At 63.1% G+C, this 24,658-nt stretch carries 28 protein-coding genes and 4 pseudogenes; 25 read left to right on the top strand and 7 right to left on the bottom strand.

Annotation, left to right across the window (positions count from 1 at the left end; all coding sequences use genetic code 11):
• Window positions 1-33: 33 nt before the first annotated feature.
• A complete protein-coding gene (locus H1343_RS09055) occupies window positions 34-411 on the top strand; it encodes a hypothetical protein (protein WP_185982607.1) in 378 nt (125 codons plus the stop codon).
• Window positions 404-586, top strand: a complete 183-nt coding sequence (locus H1343_RS09050) for a hypothetical protein (RefSeq protein WP_185982606.1) — start codon at window positions 404-406, stop codon at window positions 584-586. Before H1343_RS09055 ends, H1343_RS09050 begins: the two co-directional genes overlap by 8 nt.
• Here the strand turns inward: H1343_RS09050 and H1343_RS17000 are convergent.
• Window positions 568-927, bottom strand: coding sequence for a hypothetical protein (locus H1343_RS17000; protein ID WP_246332884.1), 360 nt, complete (start codon window positions 925-927; stop codon window positions 568-570). The two genes, H1343_RS09050 and H1343_RS17000, sit on opposite strands and share 19 nt — an antisense overlap.
• Before the next feature lie 70 nt (window positions 928-997).
• Here H1343_RS17000 and H1343_RS09040 point away from each other — a divergent pair, with 70 nt between their 5' ends.
• From H1343_RS09040 to H1343_RS09000, 9 genes are all read left to right on the top strand, one after another.
• Entirely contained in the window at window positions 998-1,753 is a 756-nt protein-coding gene (locus H1343_RS09040) for a 3'-5' exonuclease family protein (RefSeq protein ID WP_246332883.1), read from the top strand.
• Window positions 1,753-2,121: a hypothetical protein gene (locus H1343_RS09035; protein WP_185982603.1), complete on the top strand. Its 369-nt coding sequence runs from the start codon at window positions 1,753-1,755 to the stop codon at window positions 2,119-2,121. The genes H1343_RS09040 and H1343_RS09035 overlap by 1 nt, the downstream gene beginning before the upstream one ends.
• Window positions 2,122-2,248: 127 nt before the next feature.
• A complete protein-coding gene (locus tag H1343_RS09030) occupies window positions 2,249-3,961 on the top strand; it encodes a DNA methyltransferase (protein ID WP_185982602.1) in 1,713 nt (570 codons plus the stop codon).
• Window positions 3,962-3,967: 6 nt separating this feature from the next.
• Window positions 3,968-4,891 carry an LAPAL motif-containing putative phage structural protein gene (locus H1343_RS09025; RefSeq protein ID WP_185982601.1) on the top strand — a complete coding sequence of 308 codons (924 nt, stop codon included), beginning with the start codon at window positions 3,968-3,970 and terminating at the stop codon, window positions 4,889-4,891.
• A complete protein-coding gene (locus H1343_RS09020) occupies window positions 4,892-5,362 on the top strand; it encodes a hypothetical protein (protein WP_185982600.1) in 471 nt (156 codons plus the stop codon).
• 60 nt (window positions 5,363-5,422) lie between these two features.
• A protein-coding gene (locus tag H1343_RS09015) for an IS5 family transposase (protein WP_425484578.1) occupies window positions 5,423-6,180 on the top strand; the annotation gives its coding sequence in 2 pieces (ribosomal slippage) (window positions 5,423-5,761 and window positions 5,764-6,180; 756 coding nt in all).
• A gap of 33 nt (window positions 6,181-6,213) precedes the next feature.
• Window positions 6,214-6,867 carry an abortive infection family protein gene (locus tag H1343_RS09010; RefSeq protein WP_185982598.1) on the top strand — a complete coding sequence of 218 codons (654 nt, stop codon included), beginning with the start codon at window positions 6,214-6,216 and terminating at the stop codon, window positions 6,865-6,867.
• Window positions 6,864-7,628 (top strand): metallophosphoesterase, encoded by a 765-nt coding sequence (locus H1343_RS09005; protein WP_185982597.1) that lies wholly within the window; start codon window positions 6,864-6,866, stop codon window positions 7,626-7,628. Before H1343_RS09010 ends, H1343_RS09005 begins: the two co-directional genes overlap by 4 nt.
• Window position 7,629: 1 nt before the next feature.
• Window positions 7,630-7,848, top strand: a complete 219-nt coding sequence (locus H1343_RS09000; protein ID WP_185982596.1) for a hypothetical protein — start codon at window positions 7,630-7,632, stop codon at window positions 7,846-7,848.
• 232 nt (window positions 7,849-8,080) lie between these two features.
• On the opposite strand, the gene H1343_RS08995 is transcribed toward H1343_RS09000, so the two are convergent.
• Complete coding sequence (locus H1343_RS08995) at window positions 8,081-8,668, bottom strand: hypothetical protein (protein ID WP_185982595.1); 588 nt, start codon at window positions 8,666-8,668, stop codon at window positions 8,081-8,083.
• A complete protein-coding gene (locus H1343_RS08990) occupies window positions 8,635-9,273 on the bottom strand; it encodes a thermonuclease family protein (RefSeq protein WP_185982594.1) in 639 nt (212 codons plus the stop codon). The genes H1343_RS08995 and H1343_RS08990 overlap by 34 nt, the downstream gene beginning before the upstream one ends.
• Window positions 9,274-9,708: 435 nt before the next feature.
• Here H1343_RS08990 and H1343_RS08985 point away from each other — a divergent pair, with 435 nt between their 5' ends.
• Window positions 9,709-9,852, top strand: coding sequence for a hypothetical protein (locus tag H1343_RS08985; protein ID WP_185982593.1), 144 nt, complete (start codon window positions 9,709-9,711; stop codon window positions 9,850-9,852).
• A gap of 309 nt (window positions 9,853-10,161) precedes the next feature.
• Here H1343_RS08985 and H1343_RS08980 read toward each other — a convergent pair whose 3' ends face one another.
• Complete coding sequence (locus tag H1343_RS08980; RefSeq protein WP_185982592.1) at window positions 10,162-10,356, bottom strand: hypothetical protein; 195 nt, start codon at window positions 10,354-10,356, stop codon at window positions 10,162-10,164.
• 167 nt (window positions 10,357-10,523) lie between these two features.
• Between H1343_RS08980 and H1343_RS08975 the strand changes: the two genes are divergently transcribed.
• Together H1343_RS08975 and H1343_RS08970 are read left to right on the top strand one after the other, a co-directional pair.
• Complete coding sequence (locus tag H1343_RS08975) at window positions 10,524-11,606, top strand: DarT ssDNA thymidine ADP-ribosyltransferase family protein (protein ID WP_185982591.1); 1,083 nt, start codon at window positions 10,524-10,526, stop codon at window positions 11,604-11,606.
• Window positions 11,607-11,615: 9 nt separating this feature from the next.
• Window positions 11,616-12,314, top strand: a complete 699-nt coding sequence (locus tag H1343_RS08970) for a DarT1-associated NADAR antitoxin family protein (protein WP_185982590.1) — start codon at window positions 11,616-11,618, stop codon at window positions 12,312-12,314.
• Between the two features lie 35 nt (window positions 12,315-12,349).
• Here the strand turns inward: H1343_RS08970 and istA are convergent.
• Together istA and H1343_RS08960 are read right to left on the bottom strand one after the other, a co-directional pair.
• A pseudogene (gene istA, locus H1343_RS08965) lies at window positions 12,350-13,245 on the bottom strand (IS21 family transposase); the annotation flags it as partial.
• Window positions 13,246-13,356: 111 nt separating this feature from the next.
• A pseudogene (locus tag H1343_RS08960) lies at window positions 13,357-13,644 on the bottom strand (transposase); the annotation flags it as partial.
• A gap of 231 nt (window positions 13,645-13,875) precedes the next feature.
• Here H1343_RS08960 and H1343_RS08955 point away from each other — a divergent pair.
• The 10 genes and pseudogenes from H1343_RS08955 to H1343_RS08910 all read left to right on the top strand — a co-directional run bounded on the left by H1343_RS08955 (window position 13,876) and on the right by H1343_RS08910 (window position 23,727).
• The gene (locus tag H1343_RS08955) at window positions 13,876-14,592 is read left to right on the top strand and encodes an IclR family transcriptional regulator (RefSeq protein WP_185982589.1); all 717 of its coding nucleotides are present in this window, start codon (window positions 13,876-13,878) and stop codon (window positions 14,590-14,592) included.
• 25 nt (window positions 14,593-14,617) lie between these two features.
• Window positions 14,618-16,126: a class I adenylate-forming enzyme family protein gene (locus H1343_RS08950; protein ID WP_185982588.1), complete on the top strand. Its 1,509-nt coding sequence runs from the start codon at window positions 14,618-14,620 to the stop codon at window positions 16,124-16,126.
• Window positions 16,123-16,887, top strand: a complete 765-nt coding sequence (locus H1343_RS08945) for a citryl-CoA lyase (RefSeq protein ID WP_185982587.1) — start codon at window positions 16,123-16,125, stop codon at window positions 16,885-16,887. The genes H1343_RS08950 and H1343_RS08945 overlap by 4 nt, the downstream gene beginning before the upstream one ends.
• A 2-nt stretch (window positions 16,888-16,889) precedes the next feature.
• Entirely contained in the window at window positions 16,890-17,603 is a 714-nt protein-coding gene (locus H1343_RS08940; RefSeq protein WP_185982586.1) for an SDR family NAD(P)-dependent oxidoreductase, read from the top strand.
• Between the two features lie 29 nt (window positions 17,604-17,632).
• On the top strand, window positions 17,633-18,628 hold the full coding sequence (locus tag H1343_RS08935; RefSeq protein WP_246332882.1) for a Bug family tripartite tricarboxylate transporter substrate binding protein: 996 nt from the start codon (window positions 17,633-17,635) through the stop codon (window positions 18,626-18,628).
• Between the two features lie 61 nt (window positions 18,629-18,689).
• Window positions 18,690-19,151: a tripartite tricarboxylate transporter TctB family protein gene (locus tag H1343_RS08930; RefSeq protein WP_185982585.1), complete on the top strand. Its 462-nt coding sequence runs from the start codon at window positions 18,690-18,692 to the stop codon at window positions 19,149-19,151.
• Complete coding sequence (locus H1343_RS08925) at window positions 19,151-20,659, top strand: tripartite tricarboxylate transporter permease (protein ID WP_185985577.1); 1,509 nt, start codon at window positions 19,151-19,153, stop codon at window positions 20,657-20,659. The genes H1343_RS08930 and H1343_RS08925 overlap by 1 nt, the downstream gene beginning before the upstream one ends.
• Window positions 20,656-21,471, top strand: a complete 816-nt coding sequence (locus H1343_RS08920; protein WP_185982584.1) for an SDR family NAD(P)-dependent oxidoreductase — start codon at window positions 20,656-20,658, stop codon at window positions 21,469-21,471. The genes H1343_RS08925 and H1343_RS08920 overlap by 4 nt, the downstream gene beginning before the upstream one ends.
• Window positions 21,472-21,481: 10 nt before the next feature.
• Window positions 21,482-22,471 carry an NAD(P)H-quinone oxidoreductase gene (locus H1343_RS08915; RefSeq protein ID WP_185982583.1) on the top strand — a complete coding sequence of 330 codons (990 nt, stop codon included), beginning with the start codon at window positions 21,482-21,484 and terminating at the stop codon, window positions 22,469-22,471.
• Window positions 22,472-22,580: 109 nt separating this feature from the next.
• Window positions 22,581-23,727: pseudogene (locus tag H1343_RS08910) on the top strand (IS3 family transposase).
• Window positions 23,728-23,767: 40 nt separating this feature from the next.
• On the opposite strand, the pseudogene H1343_RS16995 reads toward H1343_RS08910, so the two are convergent.
• A pseudogene (locus H1343_RS16995) lies at window positions 23,768-24,262 on the bottom strand (DDE-type integrase/transposase/recombinase); the annotation flags it as partial.
• 124 nt (window positions 24,263-24,386) lie between these two features.
• Here H1343_RS16995 and H1343_RS08905 point away from each other — a divergent pair.
• Window positions 24,387-24,563, top strand: coding sequence for a hypothetical protein (locus H1343_RS08905; protein WP_185982582.1), 177 nt, complete (start codon window positions 24,387-24,389; stop codon window positions 24,561-24,563).
• The last annotated feature ends 95 nt before the right edge of the window (window positions 24,564-24,658 follow it).

Raw genomic sequence — 24,658 nt, 5'->3', positions numbered from 1 at the left:
TAAAGGTACGTATACGCTACATGGATCGGGCCATTGATCGAGACACTGGAAAGCTGGCTCGCCGCTCGGAGGGCTTATTACGCTGCCCTCGTCGAGCACGATCTAGGAGTCGAGCCGACCGACAAAGCGGCCTGGAAGCGGTTCTACGGCGCCAATCCGCGGGTCGCGCTCGCCCGCCTTCCGGCCGAAATCGCCGACGCCCACGACGGGGCCGCCTGGCCGTCTGCAAGGGAGATCGAGCTTCGGGACTGGGTTCGCGCCGGGTGCCCGGGTCCGTGTCCGGTCGTCATCTCGGACAACGTCGACACGCTGAACCTGAAGCGGCTCCTCGTCGCGACGGCGCGGGCTGCCGGTCCGGGCTGGGTATACGAAATCGATGGGCGGCTGCTGTGGAGAGCGGACCATGAGTGACGAGACCGACCGTTTCCTCGTCCGCCTGCGGGAGCGCTGCCCGCGCCTGCGGACCCACCTCGTCGGCTTCGCAGCGTGGGAGATCGAAGCCGTCCTCGCGGCGGCAGTGACGGCGATCGACGCCGAGTTGGACCGCCGTATCGAGCAGCAGATCCTTCAGTCCGGAGGATCGTGACTTTCATACTGTCGGGCGATCCTGCACCTGCCGGACAGACGACGGCGACGGAGGCCGACATGAGCAAGGCGCGGACATTTTTCGTTGCGGACACGCACTTCGGGCATGAAGGCGTCATCAATCTGAGCGCCAGGCCCTACGCGAACGTCGGCGAGATGGACGCAGCCCTGATCGCGTGCTGGAACTCGGTCGTCCGCCCCGAGGATACCGTCTACCATCTCGGCGACTTCGCGTACCGCACGAAAGCCGGGCCCGAGAGCTACTTCAAGCGTCTCAACGGGACCAAACACCTCGTCATCGGCAATCACGACGATCCCCGCCGACATCTGCTTCTTCGACATCGAGACGCTCCCCACGGCGGAACCGGACGTCATCGCCGAGGTCGCGGCTTCCGTTCGCCCGCCGGCGACGATGAAGAAGCCCGAGACGATTCAGAAGTGGGTCGACGAGGAGCGTCCCGGCGCCGTCGCCGAGGCGGTGGCGAAGACGGCCCTCGACGGTGGCTACGGTCTGGTCGCGAGCATAGCCTGGGCCATTGGAGACGGACCGGTTGTCGCCGCGACCAGTGCCGGGAAGAACGGCTACGATCAGGCAATCGAGCGTGCGTTGATCGAAGGCTTCTTCGGCGAACTCGAACGGCTGCGGGCGGACAGCCGGGTGTCCCCGACGCTGGTCGGCCACTGCATCAGCTCGTTTGACGTGCTGTTCCTCTGGCGCAGGGCCATTGTCCTCGGCATCGCGCCTCCGTCCTGGTGGCCGGTCCATGCAGCGCCGTGGAAAGCGGATGATCTCCAGGACACCATGTTGATGTGGTGCGGGCCGAAGGGCGGGTTCATCAGTCAGGATCGCCTGGCGAGGATCCTCGGGCTGAAGGGCAAGGGCGACATCGACGGGAGCAAGGTCGCCGCGCTTTGGGAGGCCGGACGGTACGAAGACGTACGGATCTACAACGCGGACGACGTGGAGTGCTGTCGCCGCATCTGGTGCCGCCTGACCGGAGAGGAGGCACCCGACGACGAGAGCGAGGGCATTGTCCTCGCAACCCAGGAAGCCGAAGATGAGGTTATGCAGGCCGTCGTCGCGAAGAAGGGGCTCGCAAAGGACGGACAGGGTCGTGTCATCCCGAGCTTTCTTCTCGGCGTCACTTCAACAGGGAGAGCGGCGTAATGGCACTCCGCCTCCGACCCATCATCGCCGACGAGCTCGTTCCTCTCGTCGCGGATATCGCACTGTCCGCCCGCTCGTCTCCCACAAGCCGGGTGCGGACCGGAGCAGTTGAAGTCGCCATCATGAAGGGGCGCCTGCGCGCCGTCGTCCCGTCCCCGTCGCCTGCGTTCCGGGAAGCGCTTTCGCTGCAGCGAGCTGTTGTCCGGATCCTTCCGCGAGAGGGCCTTGTCCGCGAGTGGGCGTTCGGCGACGTCCGCCTCTCTCACTCAAAAGACGATCGCGGACGCCTCGTCGTCGAGGGTGAGATTTCTGACGTGCGGCTCTGGGAAGGCGGACGGGCGCAGGGCAGGGTGATCGGAGATGTGTGATGGCTTCGTTACACCAATCACCCTGCTAGTAGGCTGCCTCTGCGGAGGAGCCTCGTTTTTGGTGATCCAGGTTGGGTGACACCCCTGAAGGTTGAATGCTAGCTTCGCCGAGTACGGTGGGGGAAGCATGACGAATCAACTATTCTACGGCGACAATCTCGTCGTCCTGCGCGAGAGCATCGCTGATGAGAGCGTCGATCTCATCTACCTTGATCCCCCATTCAATTCCGCGGCGAACTACAACGTCCTTTTCAAGAGTCCCGAAGGGCAGGAGAGTCAGGCGCAGATCGAGGCGTTCGAAGACACCTGGAACTGGACGGATGAAGCCGAACTCGCCTTCGACGAGGTGATGCAGTCTGGCAATTCGGCTGTTGCCGAGATGTTGCGAGCGATGCGATCCTTCCTCGGCGAGAACGATATGATGGCCTATCTCACGATGATGGCCGTCCGGATGCTCGAGCTGCACCGGGTACTGAAGAATACCGGGTCGCTCTACCTGCACTGCGACCCAACCGCCAGCCACTACCTCAAGATCCTGCTGGATGCGGCCTTCGGTCCGCGGATGTTCCGCAACGAGATCATATGGCGTCGCACTGGCTCTCACAATTCCACAAAGCGATTCGGCCCGATCCACGACGTCATACTGTTCTATACAAAAACTAAGGCTACGCGCTTTTATCGCAATACGCGGCCGTACATGAAGGGACATGTCGAGAAGGCTTTCGTCGAGGAAAACGGTCGGTACCGGACAAATTACTCGGGGAACATCCTCACGGGTTCGGAGACCCGCAACGGTATCTCCGGGAAGCCTTGGAATGGGTTCGATCCGACTGCGAAGGGGCGACATTGGGCGCTGCCATCGAAGCTCCTCGACGGAATCGAAGATCAGTTCGAAGGCCTGAACCAGCATGAGAAGTTCGACAAACTCCTAGAGATGGGGATCATTACGATCGCCGAGGGCGACGAGTGGCCAAGGTATCAGAGATACATCACGGAGGAGGACGGGCAGTACCTGTCCGACATCTGGGCCTACCAACCGTACACCGAGGGCACCGCCTACGGTACGGACAAGGGCATCGACGATGACGTCCGCTGGATGGGTTCGAAGGAAGGCGAGCGCCTAGGCTACCCGACACAGAAGCCCTTGGGTTTGCTCGAGCGGATATTGATGGCTTCATCGAAGCCTGGCGATGTCGTCCTAGACCCGTTCTGCGGATGCGGCACGGCCGTACATGCCGCGCAGAAACTCGAGAGGCGCTGGATCGGGATCGACATCACCCACCTTGCCATCTCACTCATCGAGAAGCGACTTTCCGACGCCTTCCCCGGCATCCGGTATGAGGTTCATGGAACCCCTAAGGACCTCGCGGGCGCGCAAGAGCTGGCAGCGGTCGACAAATACCAGTTCCAGTGGTGGGCCGTTTCCCTCGTCAGCGCCGTACCATGGGGAGGGAGGAAGAAGGGCGCGGACAGCGGCATCGACGGCATCATCTACTTCAAGCCGGACGGCAGGAAGACCGAGAAGGCGATCGTGTCAGTAAAGGGCGGAGCGAACATAAGCGTCGCGATGATCCGAGAACTTGGGCATGTCGTCGATCGGGAGAAAGCCAAGGTAGGAATCTTGCTCTCGATCACTCCGCCGACGAAGCCGATGGTGACCGAGGCCATCAAGGCTGGTTTTTACGAGACTCCGTACGGCAAATTTCAGAAGCTCCAGATCCTGACCATCGAGGACCTTTTCGAAGGCAAGAAGCCGCACCTTCCCTGGCTGGATACGTCCGCGTTCAGGAAAGCGGCGAACGAGGACCGGTCGATGGATCGGCAGGGTCTGCTCCTATGACGATTCATGTCTGAGATAGTCGTCACCGTCCTTGAGGAGCCACCCGAGCCCGATCGCGACCTAGAGATCAAGATCGACTTCGTCGAGGATGGGTCGGCAGCCCGGGTCTTCACGATCGCCTCCGAGTTGATCGCCGCGTTCGAGGGGCTCGACCGCGTACTCCTGTCGTCGGTCGACAGCCGGATCGAGACGTCGCTGATCCTGGAAGACGTCCGGAAGAGCAGCCTACGGGTTTTTCTGAGAAACTTCTTGAAGTCACTCGACGACGAGGCGCTGAAGACGCTCGACTGGAAGAAGCAGCTCGGGATCTACCTTGTGAGCGCGAAATACCTCGCGCTCGAATGGCTAGACCGTCCGATCGAGGACGGCGAGGACGCCGGCGTCGAGGATCTTGCGAAGCAGATCAGGAAGCTTGCGGAGGAGACGGACGTCCGGCATCTTCCGGACTACCCGCCGATCCTGCCGTCCCGGCTTGCGCAGTCGCTAGACCAAGTGCAGCGGACGAAGGAACGCTTCCGTCCGGGGGAGGGCCTGACGATCGTCCTCGGCGAGGATGAGTATCGGGTCGACGTCTCAAAGCGCTGGCTTCCGTCCGAGCATCTGCCGCCGGAGCGGACGGAGGAACTGTCGAACGACCTCGACATCGTCTTTGTCGTGAGGAAGCCGGACCTCCTCGGCGACGCTCAATGGGGTTTCCGCCATCGGAAGCATCCGATCTCGGCGTCGATCCGCGACCTCGAGTGGCTGGAGAAATTCCGCAAGCACGAGGTGCTCGTCCTGCCTGGCGACGCGCTGCGGGTCCGCGCCCGGTACACCTATCGGTACGACCAAAAGGGCGAGGTGACGGAGGAGAAGGTCGAGATCCTGAAAGTCTATGGAGTGATCCGTGCCGCCGAGGGATCGGCACCGGACATGTTCGACAACGAGTAGATGGTCCAGCTGAAGCACTGGGAGAAGCGTATCATCGACGACGCCCTGCAGATGGGGTTGGGCTACGTGCTCGACTTCAGCGATCGGACGATGGCAGAATTCTTCGAGGACGAGTTCAGTATCCAGATCTTCCAGGAGTCCTACGCTTTCAACGGCTCCTCCAAGGCGAAGCACATGCGCGCCTTCATCGAGGTCGAGGATGCGGCGACGGTCGTGCGCGTCGTCCGTAGGATGTGGGAATATCGAGAGGGCATGCGGCAGTCTCCGTATGAGGACGCATCGGCGACGGCGGAGACGCGAAGGAAGCTCTTCGATCTCCTGGTCCGCATCGAGACGACCGCGCCGATCGCCTCGACGGAAGGTATCGACCGCTTTCAGCCCAACGAGACGCTGGATGAGCTCGTCGGGGCGATCCAGCGCGACATCCAGGCAGACAAGCCTGCCGTCGCCCTAGGTAGGGGACCCATCTAAGATATTGCCAAGTTTGGCTGATTCCGTCCGCCTTTGAGTTTGAAGGTTTGGAGGGAAGCGATGAGCGATCTGTTCTGGCTATCGGAGAAGGCTTGGAACGCGCTTGAGCCGCACCTGCCGAAGAACCAGCCGGGCAAGCCGCGGGTCGATGATCGGCGGGTGATCTCCGGCATCTTGCATATGTTGAAGACCGGCGGGCGCTGGCGCGACGTTCCGGCCGAATACGGTCCCGCCAAGACCGTCTACAACCGCTATCGACGCTGGGCCGGGCGTGGCATCTGGCAGCGCATCTTCGCCCGGATGGCGGCGGCCGGAACGGTGCCAAATGAACTCCTGCTCGACAGCTCGATCGTCAAGGCGCACCGCGCCGCCAGCGGCGGAAAAGGGGGGAGTGGACGCAGGCTATCGGTGTCTCGCGGGGCGGGCGCACCACCAAGATCCATTGCCTGGCCGATGATCGCGGCCGGATCCGAGCCCTCGCCCTGACGCCCGGCAACATCGCCGACATCACCATGGCCGCGCCGCTGATCGAGGCTGTCCCGCCGCCCAAACGGGTTGTCGCCGATAAGGCCTATGATGCCGACCACTTCCGGGATCGACTTCAGCGGCGCGGCACCAAGCCCGTCATCCCCGGTCGAGGCAGCCGAGCCGTCGTCTATCCGCTCGATCGGTTGGCCTACCGCCGACGCAACGTCATCGAGCGAATGTTCGGTAGGCTCAAGAACTGGAGGCGTATCGCTACGCGCTACGACCGTCTTTCCGAGACCTACCTCGCCGCCATCGCCCTCGTCGCCGCTGTAACTCAATGGGTTGAGTGAGTCCCCTACCTAGGCCATCTGCACACATACTGCATGAAGAAGTTCGGGCATCTGCTCGACCAGCGTGGCATCGACTGGACCCGCGACGAGCCACTTCATAGCCGCGTCGGCAAGTACCGGAGGGCTCTCGATGAGGAGATGCCGACGCATGAGATGGCGCGGCAGATAGTCCGGAACTCGATCGCCCTGTTCGACCGGTTCAACGACGTCCGAAACAACTGGACGCTCGCACACGACAACGCGCTTCTGCGGCAGGCGGAAGCGCGTTTCGTATTCGATTCGGTCGTTGCGGTTCTCCGGTTCGTGAAAGCCGTTGAGACGCGCATCCTGTGCAATCCGCGAGGTTACGTGGGCTATCACATGAACTCTCGTTCGCCCGAGATCGAAGTCGCGGCGTTCGATCCAGAGCTTGTTGTCGAGGTCGTTCGCCGTCTGCGTCCGATCCCTGCCGGGTTCGAGGTCGAGGAAGGCTATCTGACGCAGAATGGCATCCCGATCGGTCGCCTCGACGAAGCACTCGACGAGCTCGAACGCGAGGATGCGGAGCGTGAGCGACAGCTGGCCGAGCAGATCCGAGCGAACGGTCGCGTATCTCGGATGGTCGGCGATCTGACGGACGAAGAGATGCGGATGATCCTTGCCGCTCGGTCGCCGGACGATCTCGACGGCGAAGAGCCTGATCGATGAAATTATGGATCCTCAGCGACCTCCATCTGGAAAACCGTCACGAGCCCCGGCGCCCGGAATTCGTCATGCCGGACGACGCAGACATCGCGGTCCTGGCCGGCGATATCTGGTCGCCGCCCAGTCGCTCGGTCGCGTGGGCGGCTCAGTTCGGGAAGCCGACGATCCTGGTCGCCGGGAATCACGAATTTTACGGACGCCAGATCGACAGCTCGCTCGGTGAAGCTCAGGACATGCGGATTAGTCCGCACGTCCACTTCCTCGAGAACGCCTGCGTCGTGGTCGGCGGCGTCCGCTTCGTCGGCGCGACCTTGTGGACGGACTATTCGCTCTACGACTGGCCCGAGACGAGAATGAAGAGCGCCCGTCTCGGCATGCTCGATCACCGGACAATCATCGGTTTCGACGGCCAAGCATTGACCCCGGAGGAGCTCCGAAACCGCCACATCGAGAGCCTTCAGTTTATCGACATCGCGCTCTCGAATCCATTCGACGGGCCGAGTGTGGTCGTGACACATCACGCGCCGTCGGATCGAAGCGTACACGACCGATTCAAGGGCGATCCCCTAACGCCGGCGTTCGCGAGCGAGCTGGACTGGATGATCGAGGAGCGCCAGCCGTCCCTCTGGATCCACGGCCACATGCACGATCCGAGCGACTACGTGATCGGTGAGACGCGGGTGATCTGCAATCCGCGGGGCTACTATTCTCGAAACGACGTCGAGAACCGCAGCTTCGATCCGGCGCTTGTCGTCGAGGTGTAAGATGGCTCTCGAACCCGACCCTAGGCTCCGCCGTCAGATCGCTCGCAAGGGCCTCGATCGGACGATCCCGGATGCCGGTGTCGGTCCGGAAGACGTCTATAACCCCTGGCGAGACGGCCACGCTGACGCGAAGGACGCCGTCGAACGGATCAGGAAGCTCGTCGGCGAAGGGCACGACGGCGGCGACTGGGTCGAGAGGATCAAGGGCGAGAGCGTGTAGTCAGGTACCGACATCTGCCGGTTCTGACGCCCAAAACGCCGGGATGTCGCTACCTGGCGACACGTCAAGCTGATGATCGGAAAGCGAACGCTATTGCGATATCGTTCGCTTCGAGGCCCCTTATGTCATCGTGACGATCAGTGAACCGCCCGCGAAACCGGGTATCCCTCGGACCCCTCTTCGTAGACCGTGTAATAGACCACGCTCGGCAACGGATCGCCGCCGTGCGAAGCTATACGCAGTTCTGCCGCATCGCCCGGATTGAGCTACTGTCGGTCACTGCGACCATACTCACTGCCGTCTCAAAGAGTCCGACGACGGACACTCTTCCAAGCGGTGAGCTATCGAACCAAGTTTCCGAATCAGCAATCTGTTCCGATGTAAGTTCGGCGGTAACGATCGTATCCGGGTCGTCTACCCCAAAAAACCAGTCGCTAATAGAAAGCTCTCTATCCCGCCCCTTCGCGACTACCTCTGCCCGCACTTTTACCTGCCTGTCCGAACCTGGGCCAATAAAGATGGAAGCTTCCTCCACGCGGTTGATTTTAACTATGTCGCGGACTTCTTCCGGAACCGGAAGGCGTGTGAGAAGCACGAAGTGGAGGCTGCCTTTCACGCTACAGACGAGATTAAATGCTGCGGCCGGACTACCGGTGTGATTCCGAGCGATCTCGATATCGCTTTGAACCTCGAAAGGAACATTCTTGGCGTTTTGCCAATCGACGCCCGAAGCGTAGCCCGGCGTAGCAAGAGACATGAAGAAAAGCGCGCAGGTCGAGATCAATTTCATGAGCACCACGGGTTTCTTGAGTTCGGCCACTCCTGAGCCAGCCCCCCCTCGTCGATCAGCACGGCGCCCGCATCCCGCCCATCGGCGAGCTCGACGACGACGAGCTGCCGACCGTACCGATCCGAGCCCTCTACCACCAGCTCATAGTCGCCGCCCATGAGTGTCTGCAACCGCCTCGTCGCCCTCTCGCCGGCGGTCCGCTCGGCCTGGCATTCCGGCTTCGAAATCTCAGGCGCGTCGACGCCGCCCGAGCGAGACGTCAGGCGCCACTTCACGCCGTTCTCCCAGCCTGTGTCGCCGTCGACGATGCAGGTGAGCCGGCGTTCGGCTCGGTTGCCCCCGGAGCAGAGCGGGATGTGACGAGCGACGGGACGGTCGGCAACCTGGGCGCCGAGCTGCGCCGAAATCCCGAACCCGGGGATCGCGACGATGTTGACGAGCCCGGTCGACTGGATCGCGATCGGCACAGCGAAGGCCCCGAGCATCGCGAGCGCGAGGAAGCCAAGGAAGGGCGGGCGCCGGCGCGGGGCAGGGCGCTCATGACGAGCCTGACGGGCGGCTCGGATCGACTGGACGTTGCGTCCAAAGCTGGAGGCGCGATGGCGAGGAGAGCGGGTGGACCAAGGCGATGACATTCCAATAGCCTACACGCGAGAGATGAACGAAAGCGCCCGCCAGCTCGCTAGAATCTCACTATACTTCGACGCATTCTCGGATAACGTGTGCTCGCCTTGGGGAAGGTGGAGACTCATGAAGACGCGTTTTCGAAAGAGAGTCGGCAGTGGGCCTGTCAGGCTCAATGTCTCTCATTGTGAGCAGAATGGCCTCTCACACTCCTGGTCCGTCGGCACGACGAACAAGACCGGACTTGGGCTCACGGCCAACAGCAAACGAGGCACCACGATCGCTGCGAGGGGTACGGGATTGAGCGCGCATTCCTCGAAGGGATCCGGGTCCGGTCTTGGTCGATTTCTCCTCTTCTGGATCATGATCCCCTTCTACGTGTTGAAGTTCGCGTTCCAGGCAGTTGCGTTCGTCGTCATTGGGATCCTAGCACTTGTGAGCAGCTAGTGATCGCGACCCTCGATCGATGGATTCGACGCCAACGAGAAGAGAACACGCTTCTCTTCCAGCTCGCGATGAACGACGCCCTCTACGTCGCGCTGGGAATCGGCGTCATCGTCACCGGCTTCTTCTCCGGGCTCTACTTCTAGTCCCGCCGCCGCGGAAAAATCACCATCAGCGCCTTTCGCTCATCCTCCGACCGCGTCGACCTGAAGTTTGTCGGTTTGAGCTTTCTCGCGTCTGGTAGGGGCCGGGTCTCCGCCGACACCGTATAGTGGATCTCGGCCGATCCGCACCGCTGACACCGGAGCGGCAGGCGCGTCCGGATGTACCGCTGCCGCCGGCCGAGCCAGACAACTAGATCGTAGACGTCGCATTCCAGGCTTCGCCCACACTTCGAGCAGTAGGCGTTCAGCCCGCCCCCGTCGTCGATAAGGTCTCCGAGCGTCGAAACCATCTCACCATATCGACCCGCGCACATAGCCTGTAGAGACGGCGCCTGCGAGCTGCTCCATGAGCTGCCGCTGCCCGAAGATCAGCGCCCGAACGGCAACGCGGGGATCGCCACCGCAGGTCTTCACGGCGTCGTCCACGGCGGCGTCGAGGTCGTCACGAAGGGGGAGGCCGATGATGCGATCCGTGAGGGCGGACATGGGAATCATCTCCTTGGTTCCGAGTAGGATGCCACCGGAAACGTCGGTAGGGAAGACGATGTTCCTCGTTTGTTCGTAGAATGGCAAGTGGATGAAGCGTCCAACGATCACGACGCTTGCCGCTCTGACGTCTTTTCCGTATGCGATTTTCAATCAGGGAGAGTGTCGTGGAGATTCTCGCGTACCAGGCATTCATCGCGATCAGCCTAGTCGTTACGCGTCTTGCTGCTCCCACGCACCTCGCTCTCGTTGCCGTTGTCTGGACAGGGTTCACGGTCTTCAACCTCTTCTGGCCTCCGCTCGTCATCCTGCAGTTGGTAGTCATCTGGGGCACATATTCGGCGCTCGCACCTCCCGAGAAGTCTGGATCGGAAGCACGCAAAACGTCGAGCAACAAATTAAAGCGCAGTAGCTCAGAGCATTCTGAAATACGATCGCTTGCCACGCCTTTAGCTGAAAGGCAGGGCCTCGACCCAAAGAAAGAGCCACCTGTCGAGTCTGTTGTATTCGAGACAGGTGGAATTAGAATTAAAACTGCAAGCCAATCCACAGTACTTAAGTCGTCGGCCAAATCAAATCTATACGATGATTGGCTCCCGAAGGCGAGCCAACTTGGGTCGAAGTCCGGGATCATGTTCGTGTCGTATGCCCGAGAAATCGAGCAACTTGTGCATTTTACCCGCTTCGAGAATCTGCGATCGATAATGGAGCACGGGCTGCTACCGGTAAGCCAAATCGAGAATTGGTCGATCCAAGCGATCAGGAACGATCTGCAACGCATCGACGGACGAGACGGAATTTCGGTCTCTATCTCACATCCAAACCATCGAATGTTCTACAAATACCGTGAGGCTCAGAAGGGCAGTGAGTGGGTCGTGTTGCTTCTTTCGCCCTCCTTACTCTGGACCAAGAGCTGTGCCTTCTTCCCCCGAAATGCTGCAGACCATCGAATGAGGCTCCTGAATATCGACGACCTCCAGTCGCTGACCGCGTTCGAGGCCATGTTCTCCTCCATTGAGGGCCTTCCATCTCGCGATGAGCAGAATCTTCATAGCTGCGATCCAACCGACCCGCAGGCGGAGGTCATGTTCCTCGAGCCGATATCCCCGGAGTATATAAATAAGGTCGTGTTCCCTGACACCAACGGCTACTTCATGGCTGGCTATGTCGAAGATGAGAAGACGGAGATAGGCCACCCGAGGAAAGGCGTCTTCGCTGCCCGGTCGTACGTGCGTGAAGCAAAAAGCTGAGAGCAGCGAATGGCACAGCGCCCCGTGTATATCCCCCGCTTCACAGGGCCCTCGCTGGTGCTGACAAGAGTTGCGGATTTCCAGTGGTATCCTGGTCTCTCGATCAGCCAGAAGCAGAAGTCGATTGCTTCGCTACACGCGTCGGCTCGCGAGCAGCTCGGCGTCGAGAATGCGCTTGAGATCTCAAGTAAGTCGAGCGTTCCCTACGGCGTTGCCGCAAGCGCGTTTAATCTCGCGGTCGCCGTAGGAAGTCATCCGGCGATGATCGTCGAATGCGCATTCCAGGGCAGCAAGGTTTTTCAGAAAGGTGGCCCATTCACCGACCTGTATACGGCTGGTCCGAGAGACGCGAAGCGCGACGAGCGCCTGCGATCATCGGGTCGCTTAACTGCCTTTAGACTTGCGGGTGTCGACTGGGCTATCGATCCCCAGACTGCGTTCTACGACTGGCTCTATGTCTCGGCTATGGGGCAAAGCCGACAGTTGGGGGACGAGCTAATGGCGTTTGATGCGTTCACGGACATCGAGTTCAACCCGGAGAAGTCGATCAACTGCCAGGCCTATTCCGCGGCACTCTACGTCTCCCTTCGTCGACGAGGCTTGCTTGGCTCCGAAACGCTATCCCGCGATGCGTTCCTGCAGCTGATCGACCGGCGACCAGTCAGCAATGCTCGTCAGCAGGGTGAGGTTCAAGGATCTCTATTCTGATCGTCAGTGAACCGCTGTCGAAACTGGATACCCTCCCGGAAGGCGGCAGGATCGGCGACGAGGCGCTCTGCGATCGTCTCGCCGTGGCGTCCGGCGATCTCGCCCTGCCGTTGTCGGCAGCGATCCTCCAGCATGGCGTTCAGATCTGCGAAGCTGGCCGCCTGCGGGATCGGCGTCATGAAGTTCGACCGGGCATACTTCACCAGCCCCTCGACCTTGCCCTTGTCGTTCCCCTTGCCGGGGCGTCCGAAGCGATCCCGGAACAGGTAATGGCTCTGGAGTTCGGTAAAGGCCCTCGTGCGTTCCCGCTTGCCATCGCCGCAGATCTTCTCCGCCGCGATCTTCGTGTTGTCGTAGAGGATCGACAGCGGCACGCCGCCGAAGAAGGCAAAGGCCGACACGTGCCCGTCGAGAAAGGCCTCCGTCGTCTCCTTCGGATAGGCCTTCACGAACGGCGCGTCCGACTGCGGCACGTCCATGCAGAAGAAGTGGATCTTCTGCCGGACCCCGCCGATCACGCCCATGGCCTCGCCGAAGTCCACCTGGGCATGCCCCGGCGGATGCGCCAGCGGAACGAAGGTCTCGCGCAGACGCCCCCGGGCAATCCGCACGTGATCCTTCACCACCGTCAGGCCGCCGGCATAGCCGTGCTCGTCGCGCAACCGCTCGAAGATCCGCTTGGCCGTGTGACGCTGCTTGACCGGCGCCGACCCGTCCGCCTCCAGGATCGCCTCGATCACTGGCAGAAGCGCCCCCCCAGCTTCGGCTTGGCCACCGGCTTCACCCGCGTGTAGCCCGGTGGAGCCGAGAACCGGCACATCTTCGAGATCGTCTCTCGGCTCAACCCGAACACACGCGCCGCATCGCGCTGGCTGTTCTTCTCGATCATCACGAAATGCCGAACGGCGGCGTAGACTTCCACGGCAAACATCCCGGCCGCCCCCAAAGGAAAACAGCCTAACCACTGGCCGGATTTTACTCCGACGTGCTCGCCATCATGACGGCGCTCTAATGGCCTGCTTTGTCACCGCCCTACACACGCGCGAACGCGCTTCTCCAGATCACGGACCCTCGACGAGCCGACGACGTCCTCGTCGGTCTGGACGGCAGCATGGCCGCCCTCCAGCATCCGGCGCTTCCAGGCGAAGAGCTGCGAGGGTGAGACGCCCGCCTGACGCGCCTTGAAGGACACGCTCATGCCCGGCTGCATCGCCTCCTCGACGAGCCGGACCTTCTCAGCCGTCGACCAGCGGCGCCGGCGCTGCACCGAGGTGATCACTTCGACCCGCGAGAACGGGCCGTCAGGAGCTTTCGACATAGTCGTACTCATAGGCGGATGCCTATGCCTTATTGGCTATGCCACCTGTCCGGTCAAAAAGGGGTGTGTTCCAATTGATCCCGAGCAGCAGCGAGAGCCGAAGAAGTCATCAGCAATTTTTCATATTGTGATAACAGATTTCGTAATTTGACAAACAATGAGATCGATGAGACCGTCGGGTCGAGTGGGGTGTTCGGAGGGCCAGCGATGAGGGAGGATGCGCAACAGGCTGGAACGCAAAGTTTGAAGAGAGCGCTGGGCATCTTGCGGATGGTCGCCGACTCCGAGGGAAGCAGCGTCCGGCTGACCGACGTCGCCCGTGCCTGCGAGCTCAACACCGCCACCGCGCATCGTCTCCTGCGGACGCTCGCCGAGGACGGCTTCCTGATCGGTGCTCCCGACAAGACCTACTCGATCGGCCCGGAGATCCTCCGGATGGCCGGGAGGGTCGACGTCGGACGGATGGAAAGAAGTCGCTACGGCGGCGTCGTCGAGCGAATTGCGGAGGAGGTCGAGGACACGGTCTTCCTGTCGATCCGACGTCGCTCGGACGCGATCTGCGTCATGGCGAGGACGGGCCGGTATCACATCAGGACGATGTCCCTCGAGGAAGGGAGCGTTCGCCCGCTCGGCGTCGGCGCCGGCTCTTTGGCGCTTCTCTCGTCTCTCGACGCGGGCGAACGCGAGCGGATCGTCTCCGCGAACCAGGCGCGTTACGGCTCCTTCGGCCTGGCGCCGGAGGTCGTCCTCGAGATGGCCGAGGCCGCCGCGAAACGCGGCTACTCGATCAACGACGGCAGGATACTCGAGGGCGTGTGGGGTCTCGGAGTGCCTCTTCGGACGGGTGGAGCATCTCCGGGCGTGGCGATCAGCGTCGCCGCGATCGAGGCCCGCATGACGCCGGAGCGGATGAAGCGGATCGTCGCCACGATCGAGGAGGCTGTGACGCAGGCTACCTGACGAAACCGGAGGCAAGGGAGGAAGAATGCAGCCGATAGATCTCTTTCACAGGCAGGCGGCCCTCGAGCCGGACGTCGTCGCCTGTATCCATCGCGACAGCGCCGTTTCCTACGGATGGCTTCTCGCGAGATCGTCCGCGTTCGCCGCGGCCCTGCAGGACATCGATCCGGAGCCCGGCTCCCGCGTCGGCATCTGCTGCTTGAACCACGTCGAGCATCTCGTCTGCTGGCTGGGCGTGCTGGCCGCCGGAAAGACCTGGGTTCCGCTATATCCGAAGAACAAGGAAGCCGAGACGCTCCGGTCCATCGAGTTCACGGGCATGTCGATCGTGGTCGTCGACGAGAGCGTCGCGCATCTGGTGGAAGGCTCATCCGCGAAGATCCTGCGAGCCGGCGGGACCGGAACGGGATCCGTGTCCAGCCTCGTCCGCGCCAGTCTCGGCAGGAAGCCCATCGAGCATCTCCTCCCGCTGCACGCGACCCAGGCCATCAAGTTCACCGGCGGGACAACCGGAGCTCCGAAGGGCGTGATGCAGCCCTATCGCTCCTGGAACGCGAGCGTCGCGACGCAGATCATGTCGTGGGGAATGCGCCGTGGAGACCGGTATCTCGCCTCGGCGCCGATCACGCACGGGACCTCGACCTACATCCTCCCGACGCTCGCGACCGGCGGCACGATCGTCCTCGCGGATCAGCCGCGTCCGGAAGAGACCCTGCGGATGATCCAGGACGAGGGCATCACGACCGCCTTCGTGCCTCCCACGGTCATCTACATGATGATGCAGCTCGGGGCGGCCCGCAGGAGCGAGTACCCGGTCTTGCGCAACCTCGTCTACGGCTCGGCGCCGATGCGTTCCGAGGCGATCCAGGAAGCGCAGTCGATCTTCGGCCCTTGCATCGCCTCGACCTACGGGCAGACCGAGGCGCCGCAGATCGCCACGATGATCTCCGCCCGGGATCTCGCCCGCGAGGAGAAGAGGGCGTCCGTCGGTCGCGAGACGTTCCTCACGCGGGTCGCGGTCATGGATCCGGAAGGCGGTCTCGTCGCTCCGGGAGAGGAGGGCGAGATCGTCATTCGCGGCGATCTCGTCATGACGGGATACTGGAACCAGACTGAGAAGACCGCCGAAACCATCGTGGACGGCTGGCTCCACACGGGGGATCTCGGGGCTTTCGACGATGAGGGCTTCCTGTTCATCAAGGGGCGGGCGAAGGACGTGATCATCACGGGCGGCTTTAACGTCTATCCGATCGATGTCGAGCCGGTCGTCGCGGAGCATCCCTCGGTCGCCGACTGCGCGGTCTTCGGCGTCCCCGACGACAAGTGGGGAGAGGCCGTCCACGCGGCCGTACAGCTCCGTGACGGGGCAAGCGCGGACGGCGACGAGATCGTCCGGTTCGTGAAGGAGAGGCTCGGCTCGGTGAAGACGCCCAAGAGCGTCATCGTCTACGACCGGCTGCCGCGCAACGCCTACGGGAAGCTGCAGAAGCAGGATCTCGTCGAGGATCATCTGAAGAGGAGGACTGCCCCTTGAAGACCCCCACGACGGCCCTCAGCCATCATCGCCCGGACGCGGTCTTCTACCGCGAGCGCAATCTCGTCGAGGACATCCTGGCGCCGGGCAGCGATCCCGACTTCACCACTGTCATGATGGAGCACATCCTCGGACGCGCCGTATCGCCGGCGGAACGCCGGGTCATGAACGCAATTCTCATCACGATGATGGAACACGGGATGACCCCGAGCGCCATCGCGACGCGTTCCGTCTACATGAGCGCTCCCGAGAACCTGCAGGGCGCCGTTGCCGCCGGTCTCATGGCCGTGGGAAGCCAGTTCGTCGGAACCGTGGAGAACAACTCCCGGATACTGGCGACGATCCTGGAGGCTCCGGAGGAGAAGCGTCGTGTCATTGCGGAAGGCATCGTGGACGATCACCGCAGTCGTAAGGCGCACGTTCCCGGTTTCGGCCATCACCTGCACTTCCCGGAGGACCCGAGATCGGTCCGCCTCCTGCAGATCGGCGAGGAGAACGACATCGGCAGCGAGCACGTCGCCGCCCTCCGGCTCCTGTCCGAGGTCGTCGACGAGCGGGCGCGGAAGCACCTGACGATCAACGCGACCGGGGCGACGTCGGCGCTGCTCGGTTCTATGAGCGTTCCAGTCGCGCTAATGCGGGGCTTCTGCGTCATCGGACGGACGGCAGGGCTCGTCGCGCACGTCGCTGAGGAGCAGCAGCGCCCGTCGGGCCGGTTCATCTGGGATCTCGTCGACAAGACGATCCCCTACGAGGCGTAGGGATGGAGTACGCGCTCGTCACCGGCGGTAGCCGGAACATCGGAGCCGCGATCGCCCGCCGGCTGACGGAGGACGGTCTCGGTGTCGTGATCCTCGACAGGGTCGAGCCCGAGCACGACGCGTTCGTCTCGTTCATCGACCAGGACCTGACGGAGGTCGATGGGCTGAGGAGACGACTGGGAGAGATCGTATCGACGTTCCCGGTCACCCGTCTCGTCAACAACGCTGGGATCGTCCTGCCCGCCGCGGTCGACGAGACCGATCCAGCGGACATGGCGAGGGTTCACGCAGTCAACGTCGTCGCCCCGGTCATCTGTCTCCAGTCGGTCCTGCCGACGATGAGGGCGGCGGGCATGGGGAGGGTTGTCAACGTCTCCAGTCGCGTCGCGCTCGGCAAGGAACTCAGGACCGCCTACGCGGCCAGCAAGGCCGGCCTGCACGGGATGACGAAGACCTGGGCTCTCGAGCTCGGTCGGTTCGGGATCACGGCGAACGCCATCGGACCCGGTCCGATCAGGACGAGCCTGTTCGACCAGGTGAACCCGTCGGGGGATCCGAGGACAAAGGCGGTCGTCGACGCGATACCCGTCAGGCGCATGGGAACGCCGGACGACGTCGCGGACGCGGTCTCGTTCCTCTCGTCCGAGAGGGCGGGCTTCGTGACCGGTCAGGTCATCTACGTCTGCGGCGGCATGACCGTCGGCGCGGCGGGATAGGTTTCAAAGACGCAATAGGGAGGAAGTAAATGCGCATTCGTCTGAAGATCGTCGCCGTCGCCGCCGCCCTGGCCGCGACCGCAGTCATGACCGGCTCCGCGTTCGCTCAGGGTGCCTGGCCGGCCCGCAATGTCACGATCATCGTCCCCTATTCGGCGGGCGGCGCCACCGACATTCTGGCGCGCAAGGTCGCCGAGGAGCTGACGGGCGAGCTGGGTCGGACCTTTATCGTCGACAACCGCCCTGGAGCGGGCGCGACGCTTGGAACCACCCTGGCGGCACAGGCGAGGCCGGACGGCTACACGCTCTTCCTCGGTCAGGTCTCGTCGCACGGCATTGCCCCGAACCTCTACACCACGCTCCAGTACGACGCGGTCGAGGACTTCGAGCCGATCGTCATGCTCGAGAGCATCCCGAACCTCGTCGTAGTGAACAACGACCTCCCGGTGACGACGCTCGACGAGCTGATCGAATACGCGAGGGAGAACCCCGGCGCACTCAATTTCGCGTCCTCCGGAACCGGCGCCTCCACGCATCTCTCGGGCGAGATGTTCAAGTCGAGGACGGACACGGAGATGACCCACATCCCGTTCCCAGGCAGCGCGCAGGCGGTGACGGCCGTCATGTCCGGCGAGACGCAGGTGACCTTCGACAACATGCCCTCCGCCTACCCGCACGTGCGCAGCGGCAACATGCGGGCGCTTGCCGTGACCTCGGCGGAGCGTTCGCCGGCCGCGCCCGACGTTCCGACGGTCGCCGAAGCCTCGACCGTCGTCGATCTCTCGGGGTTCGAGGCGGCGTCCTGGTTCGCGCTGTTCGCACCCTCGGGAACGCCGCAGGAGGTGATCACGGCGGTCAACGAGGCGACCAACCGCATTCTCGAGAAGCCGTCGATGATCGAGTTCATGCGGGACGGGGGCGGAACACCCGGGGGCGGCACGCCGCAGGATCTCGCGGATCACGTGACGGCAGAGCTCGCCAAGTGGGGCCAGGTCATCGAGGAGGCCGGCGTTCCCAAGCAGTAATAGCCACGTGCCGGTCCGTAGGGAGGTCCGGTCCGGCACGTTCGTTCCCGGGAGGAAATCAATGCAGTTACGTCTCGCCACGAAGGATCTCGCGTCCGGGATCCTGTTCTCCGTCATCGGCGCCATGGGGGCCTGGTGGAGCTTCTCCTATCCGATGGGGACCGCCCAGCAGATGGGCCCGGGCTACTTTCCCGCTCTCGTCTTCGGCCTGCTTCTCGCCCTCGGGCTCGTCATCGCCACGAAAGCGATCCTCGCTGGCATCGATGCGGAGCGCCTCGAGGGCTGGGCGGTCATGCCGCTTCTCGTCATTCTCGGGTCGGTGCTTCTCTTCGCCTACGCCATCGACTGGCTGGGCTTTGTCGTCGCGTCGATGGGCATGATCCTCGTCTCGACCAGCGTGGGAACGTCGATGGGTCTCGCGACCCGACTGCTCCTCGCCGCCTGCATTACCGCCCTGTCCTGGGCGATCTTCGTCTACGGGCTGGGCATGCTCGTCCCGACCTGGCCGGAGTTCGTGCGATGATCGATCTCTGGAGCAACATCGCGCTCGGATTCGGCGTCGCCTTCCAGCCCACCAATCTCCTCTTCGCCTTCATCGGCGCGCTCCTCGGGACGCTGATCGGTGTCCTTCCCGGGATCGGACCGACCGCGACGATGGCGCTCCTGCTCCCGATGACGTTCGGGTTGCCGGTGGAAGCGTCCGTCATCATGCTCGCCGGCATCTACTACGGCGCGCAGTACGGCGGCTCGACGACGGCGATCCTGCTCAACCTGCCGGGCGAGACGTCGAGCGTCGTCACGGTCCTCGACGGTCACCAGATGGCGCGACAGGGAAGGGCCGGTTCCGCCCTGGCGATCGCCGCCCTCGGGTCGCTCTTTGCCGGTTCGATCGCGACGCTGTTTCTCGCCGCGTTCGCTGCTCCGATGGCCTCGGTCGCACTGTCCTTCCAGTCGCCCGAGTACACGTCCCTCATCCTGTTCGGCCTGTTGGTCTCTGTGGTCCTCGCCAGCGGCTCCGTTCTCAAGTCGATCGCGATGGTCGTGCTCGGCGTCGCCATCGGCGTGATCGGCGTCGATATCACGACAGGTCAGTTCCGCTTCACCTTCGGGATGATCGAGCTCGCCGACGGGATCGATTTCGTGCCGCTCGCGATGGGCATCTTCGGCATCGCCGAGATCGTCCGCAACCTCGAGAACCGCGGCACCCTGCATGCGACCGTCGAGAAGATCTCGCGGCTGTGGCCCACGGGAGACGACTTTCATCGGTCCTGGCCGGCCGTGCTTCGCGGCACCGGGCTCGGCAGCCTGCTCGGCGTCCTGCCCGGCGGGGGCGCGACCCTGTCTTCCTTCGCCTCCTACAGCCTCGAGAAGAAGGTCAACGCCGACCCGTCCCGATTCGGAAAGGGAGCGGTGGAGGGTGTCGCGGGTCCGGAGTCCGCGAACAACGCCGCGGCCCAGACCTCGTTCATCCCGCTCCTGACGTTGGGCCTCCCGACGAACGCCGTGATGGCGCTGCTCGTCGGCGCATTCATCATCCAGGGCGTCCAACCGGGCCCGATGATGCTCCAGCAACAGCCGAACCTCTTCTGGGGACTGATCGCGTCAATGTGGATCGGCAACTTGATGCTGGTCGTCATCAACCTTCCGCTGATCGGCGTGTGGGTGAGGCTCCTCAGCATCAGGTACGACTTCCTGTTCCCCGCGATCCTCATGTTCTGCGCGATCGGCGCCTACAGCCTGAACAATTCAGCCTTCGACATCTTCGTGATGATCGGCTTCGGTCTCGTCGGCTACCTATTCATGAAGCTGGGCTGCGAACCCGCACCGCTGCTCCTCGGCTTTGTCCTCGGGCCAATGCTCGAGGAGAACGTCCGCCGGGCGATGCTTCTGTCCCGGGGTGATCCGATGATCTTTCTCGAGCGCCCAATCAGCTTGACGATCCTCGTCGCCCTAGCCCTGACGCTCGCGGCCATGCTGCTGCCGGCGCTACGGCGACGTAGGAAGGAAGCCTTCGTGGAGGAAGAGGCGTGACGAGGCAGTTCGAGGGAAGGACGGCGATTGTCCTCGGCGGGGGATCGATCGGACCGGGGTGGGGGATCGGCAAGGCCATCTCCTTCGCCTACGCCGAGGAGGGTGCGCACGTCGTCGTCGCGGACCGGGATCTCCAGTCGGCGAACGAGACCCTCCGGTTGATCCGCGAGGCCGGCGGCACCGGTGACGCCGTCGAGTGCGACGTCATGTCGGACGCGTCGATCGAGAGCGTCGTCGAAGACGTCGTTAGGACGCGAGGTTCCATCGACATCCTCTATTGCAACGTCGGGCTCGGAAAGGCCGGTCCCTCGATGGAGACGACCGCGGCCGAGTGGAGACGCTTCGCCGACGCAAACCTGACGTCGCTGCATGTCGCCTGCCTGGCGGCGTTGCCGTCGATGCGTGATCGAGGTCGCGGGGTGATCCTCGCCACCTCCTCCATCGCGGGCATTCGCGACGTGGGCTTTCCGCATCTTGCCTACGGTGCCACGAAGGCCGCGGCGGTCCACTTCATGCGCCTTCTGGCGACGGAGAACGCCAGATACGGGATCCGCGCCAACACGATCGTCGCCGGCCTCGTCGACACGCCCCGGATCGAGAAGACGCTCGCGTCCTCCTACGGGACGAGAAGCTTAGAGGAGATGAAGCAGGCAAGGGCCTTGCAGGTGCCGCTCGGACGCATGGCCGACGCCTTCGACGTGGCGAGCGCCGCGGTCTTCCTCGCTTCGGACAAGGCCTCCTACGTCACGGGCACCGAGCTCGTCGTCGACGGCGGTCTGTCGAACACCGTGAACCGATCACCCTACGACTGAGAGGAAGAAGATGACCGAGACGATGAAGGCGATCGTGGCGACGCGTCCCGGAGGGCCGGAGGTGCTCGTCCTCGAAGATCGTCCGAAACCGTCGCCCGCGCCCGGAGAGGTCCTGATCGAGGTCGCGGCGGCTGGCGTCAACCGTCCGGATCTGCGTCAGAGGCTCGGGCACTATCCGCCGCCGCCGGGCATAGTGGACATCATCGGGCTCGAAATTGCCGGAACGATCGTCGATGTCGGTCGGGGCGTCGACCGGTCTCGGATCGGGGAGGGCGTATGCGCCCTGCTGGCGGGCGGGGGCTACGCACAGTATGCCGTGGCGCCCGAAGAGCAGGTCCTGTCGGTTCCATCGGGGCTGTCGATGATAGAGGCGGCGGCGCTTCCGGAGACGTTCTTCACCGTCTGGACGAACCTCTTCAGGATCGGACGTCTCGCTCCAAAGGAAACGGTCCTCGTCCATGGGGGTGCGAGCGGGATCGGGACCACGGCCATCCAGCTCGCGAAGGCGCATGGCGCACGGGTCATCGCGACGGCCGGCGGCGCGAGAAAGGTGGATGCCTGCCGCTCGATTGGAGCGGATGTCGCGATCGACTACAAGTCGGAAGATTTCTCGCGGCGCATCCTCGACGAAACCGGGGGGCGTGGCGTCGACGTCATCCTTGACCTCGTCTGCGCCGACTATACGGAACGCAACCTGTCTTGCCTCGCGGTCGGCGGACGCCTCGTCATCATCGCTTTCCTTGGTGGCGGACAGGCGATGGTCGACCTTGAGAAGGTGGTGCGACGGCGCCAGACGATCACGGGAAGTACGCTCAGGCCGCAAACGCCGGCCGAGAAGGGCGCGATCGCGACGGATCTCCGCGAGATCGTCTGGCCCTGGATTAAGGACGGGAAGGTCCGTCCGGTCATCCAGTCTACCCATCCAATGCGCGACGCCTCGAGCGCGCATGCGGAGCTAGAAGCCGGAGGTCACGTGGGCAAAATCGTGCTCGTCACATAAGATTCTGTCTATCAACGCTTGCGTCCCCAGTGAACGGGACACGACGGGTGGCCTGCTGCTGGTTTCGTGGACACCGAGATAAGGTGTTTGTCGGAACTGGAGAGTGGGAATGGGAAGAAGGAAGTTCAGCCGCGAGTTCAAGCTGAAGGCGGTAAGACTGGTCAAGGATCGGGGCGTTGCGGTGGCGCAGGCGGCTCGCGATCTGGATCTGCATGAGAATGTGCTGCGCGAATGGATCCGGGTGCTCGCTGCCGATCCGCAGCATGCCTTTCCGGGCCACGGCCAGATGAAGCCGGAGCAGTTGGAGATCGACCGGCTGCGCAAGGAAGTCTCGAAGCTGAAGGCGGAGCGCGACATCCTAAAAAAGGCCGCAGCCTTCTTCGCGAGGGAAGCGATATGAGGTTCGCTTTCATCGCGGGGCACCGGGGCATCTGGCCGGTGGCATGGCTATGCGACGCGCTGGATGTCTCCCGTTCGGGCTTCCATGCCTGGCTCAACCGCAGCCCCCGCGTCCGGTCTCGTCAAGATGAGGTTCTGGTGACGGCGATCGATCGCAGCTTCAAGAGCAGCGACCGCACCTATGGCACTCGGCGGGTCTGGCACGACGTACTGGCCGAGGGTCTTTCCTGCGGTCTGCCCGCGTCGAACAGCTCATGCGGGAGAACGGGCTGCGTGCCCGGCCGCGCCGCCGTGGGCTGCCGAAGGACACTGGTGAGCGATCAGCAGTATCGGACAACCTCCTCGACCGCGCCTTCGATGCATCGGCCCCGAACCAGAAGTGGATCGCCGACTTCACCTACATCTGGACCGCTGAAGGTTGGCTCTACGTTGCCGCCGTCGTTGATCTGTTCTCTCGCCGTGTCGTCGGCTGGGCAATGAAGGCCGAGATGACAGCTCAACTCGTCACCGACGCCCTCATCATGGGTATCTGGCGCAGAGGCAAGCCCGACAGCCTGCTGCACCACAGCGACCAAGGCAGCCAATACACCAGCGAGCAGTTCCAGCGCCTGATGGCCGACCACGGCATCACCTGCTCGATGAGCCGGTCGGGCAACGTCTGGGTCGATGCTGCGATGGAGAGCTTCTTCTCGTCGCTCAAGACCGAACGGACCGCCCGCAAGGTCTACAGGACGAGGGATAACGCCAGGGCAGACGTGTTCGACTACATCGAGCGCTTCTACAACCCTCGGCGACGGCATTCGACACTGGGCTATCTGAGCCCCGTGGAGTTCGAGGAGAAAGCGAGGCTAGCCTAACCCGGTGTCCGAAAAACCGGCAGCAGGCCAGGCGTCGGGAAAGAATGGTGATGCGGGCATAGTCCCGCCTCAGGGTTTCGACGAAGGCTTCCGACATGCCTTTCGACTCCGGGCTGCGGACGGGCGTGAAGAGCAGCGTCAGGCCGAGGGCTCGGGCTGTGTCGGTGGTGTCCCTGGCGATGTAGGCGCTGCCGTTGTCCGATAGCCATTCGACGGCGTGCCGGACCTTGGTGGTGCTGAAGCGACGTTCGACGGCCGTCACCATAAGATCGCGAACCATCTCGCCGGAGATGCCGGCATTGGCGACGGCAGACCAGGCAATGACCTCCCGGTCGCAGGCGCCCAGCATGAAAAGGATGCGCACGACCTCGCGGTTGCGGGCGTGGATCTCCAGATGGTCCATGCACCAGCGGATGTTCGAGCGCAGCGATGACGATGCCGTCGTGGGTTCGACCGGGCCGCGAGGCCGTGTGGCGTTCGAGCGTCAGACCGTGATGCTGCATGATCGCAACACTCGCTTGGCGTTGACCGTCGATTGCGCTCAAAGGCGAACATCGCGGCTCGGTGGAAGCCCTTGCGGATCTCGCGAAGGAGAAGCGCGTCCTCGGAAAGCGAGCGTTGATTGAGTTCGCGCAGGCGTCAGGCCTTGAGGTGCGGTCGTGATCGTCTCGTTCAAGCCGCACGTCCTCCGCCGCCTCACTGAAATAGAGGCGGCGGAGAGAACCCCGGCAATCGAACTGGTGCACCAGGCCGTCGAGTTGTGGGTGATGCTCGATCGTGATGGGCGGCGGGCGATCGGCCTGGCCGCGATGTCCATGGCGCTCAAGCGGATCTAGCCTACAACGTGATGGTCCGTATAGGGAGCACTACGGCCGATAAGGGTCCGTATACGTAACATTGGAGGCGTCGGTGAACTCTGAAGTCGACGCCT

The organism is Aureimonas mangrovi, assembly GCF_014058705.1.
GTDB classification, from domain to species: domain Bacteria; phylum Pseudomonadota; class Alphaproteobacteria; order Rhizobiales; family Rhizobiaceae; genus Aureimonas; species Aureimonas mangrovi.
The sequence above is the reverse complement of the archived record's forward strand: the minus strand, read 5'-3'. Positions and strand labels throughout refer to the sequence as shown.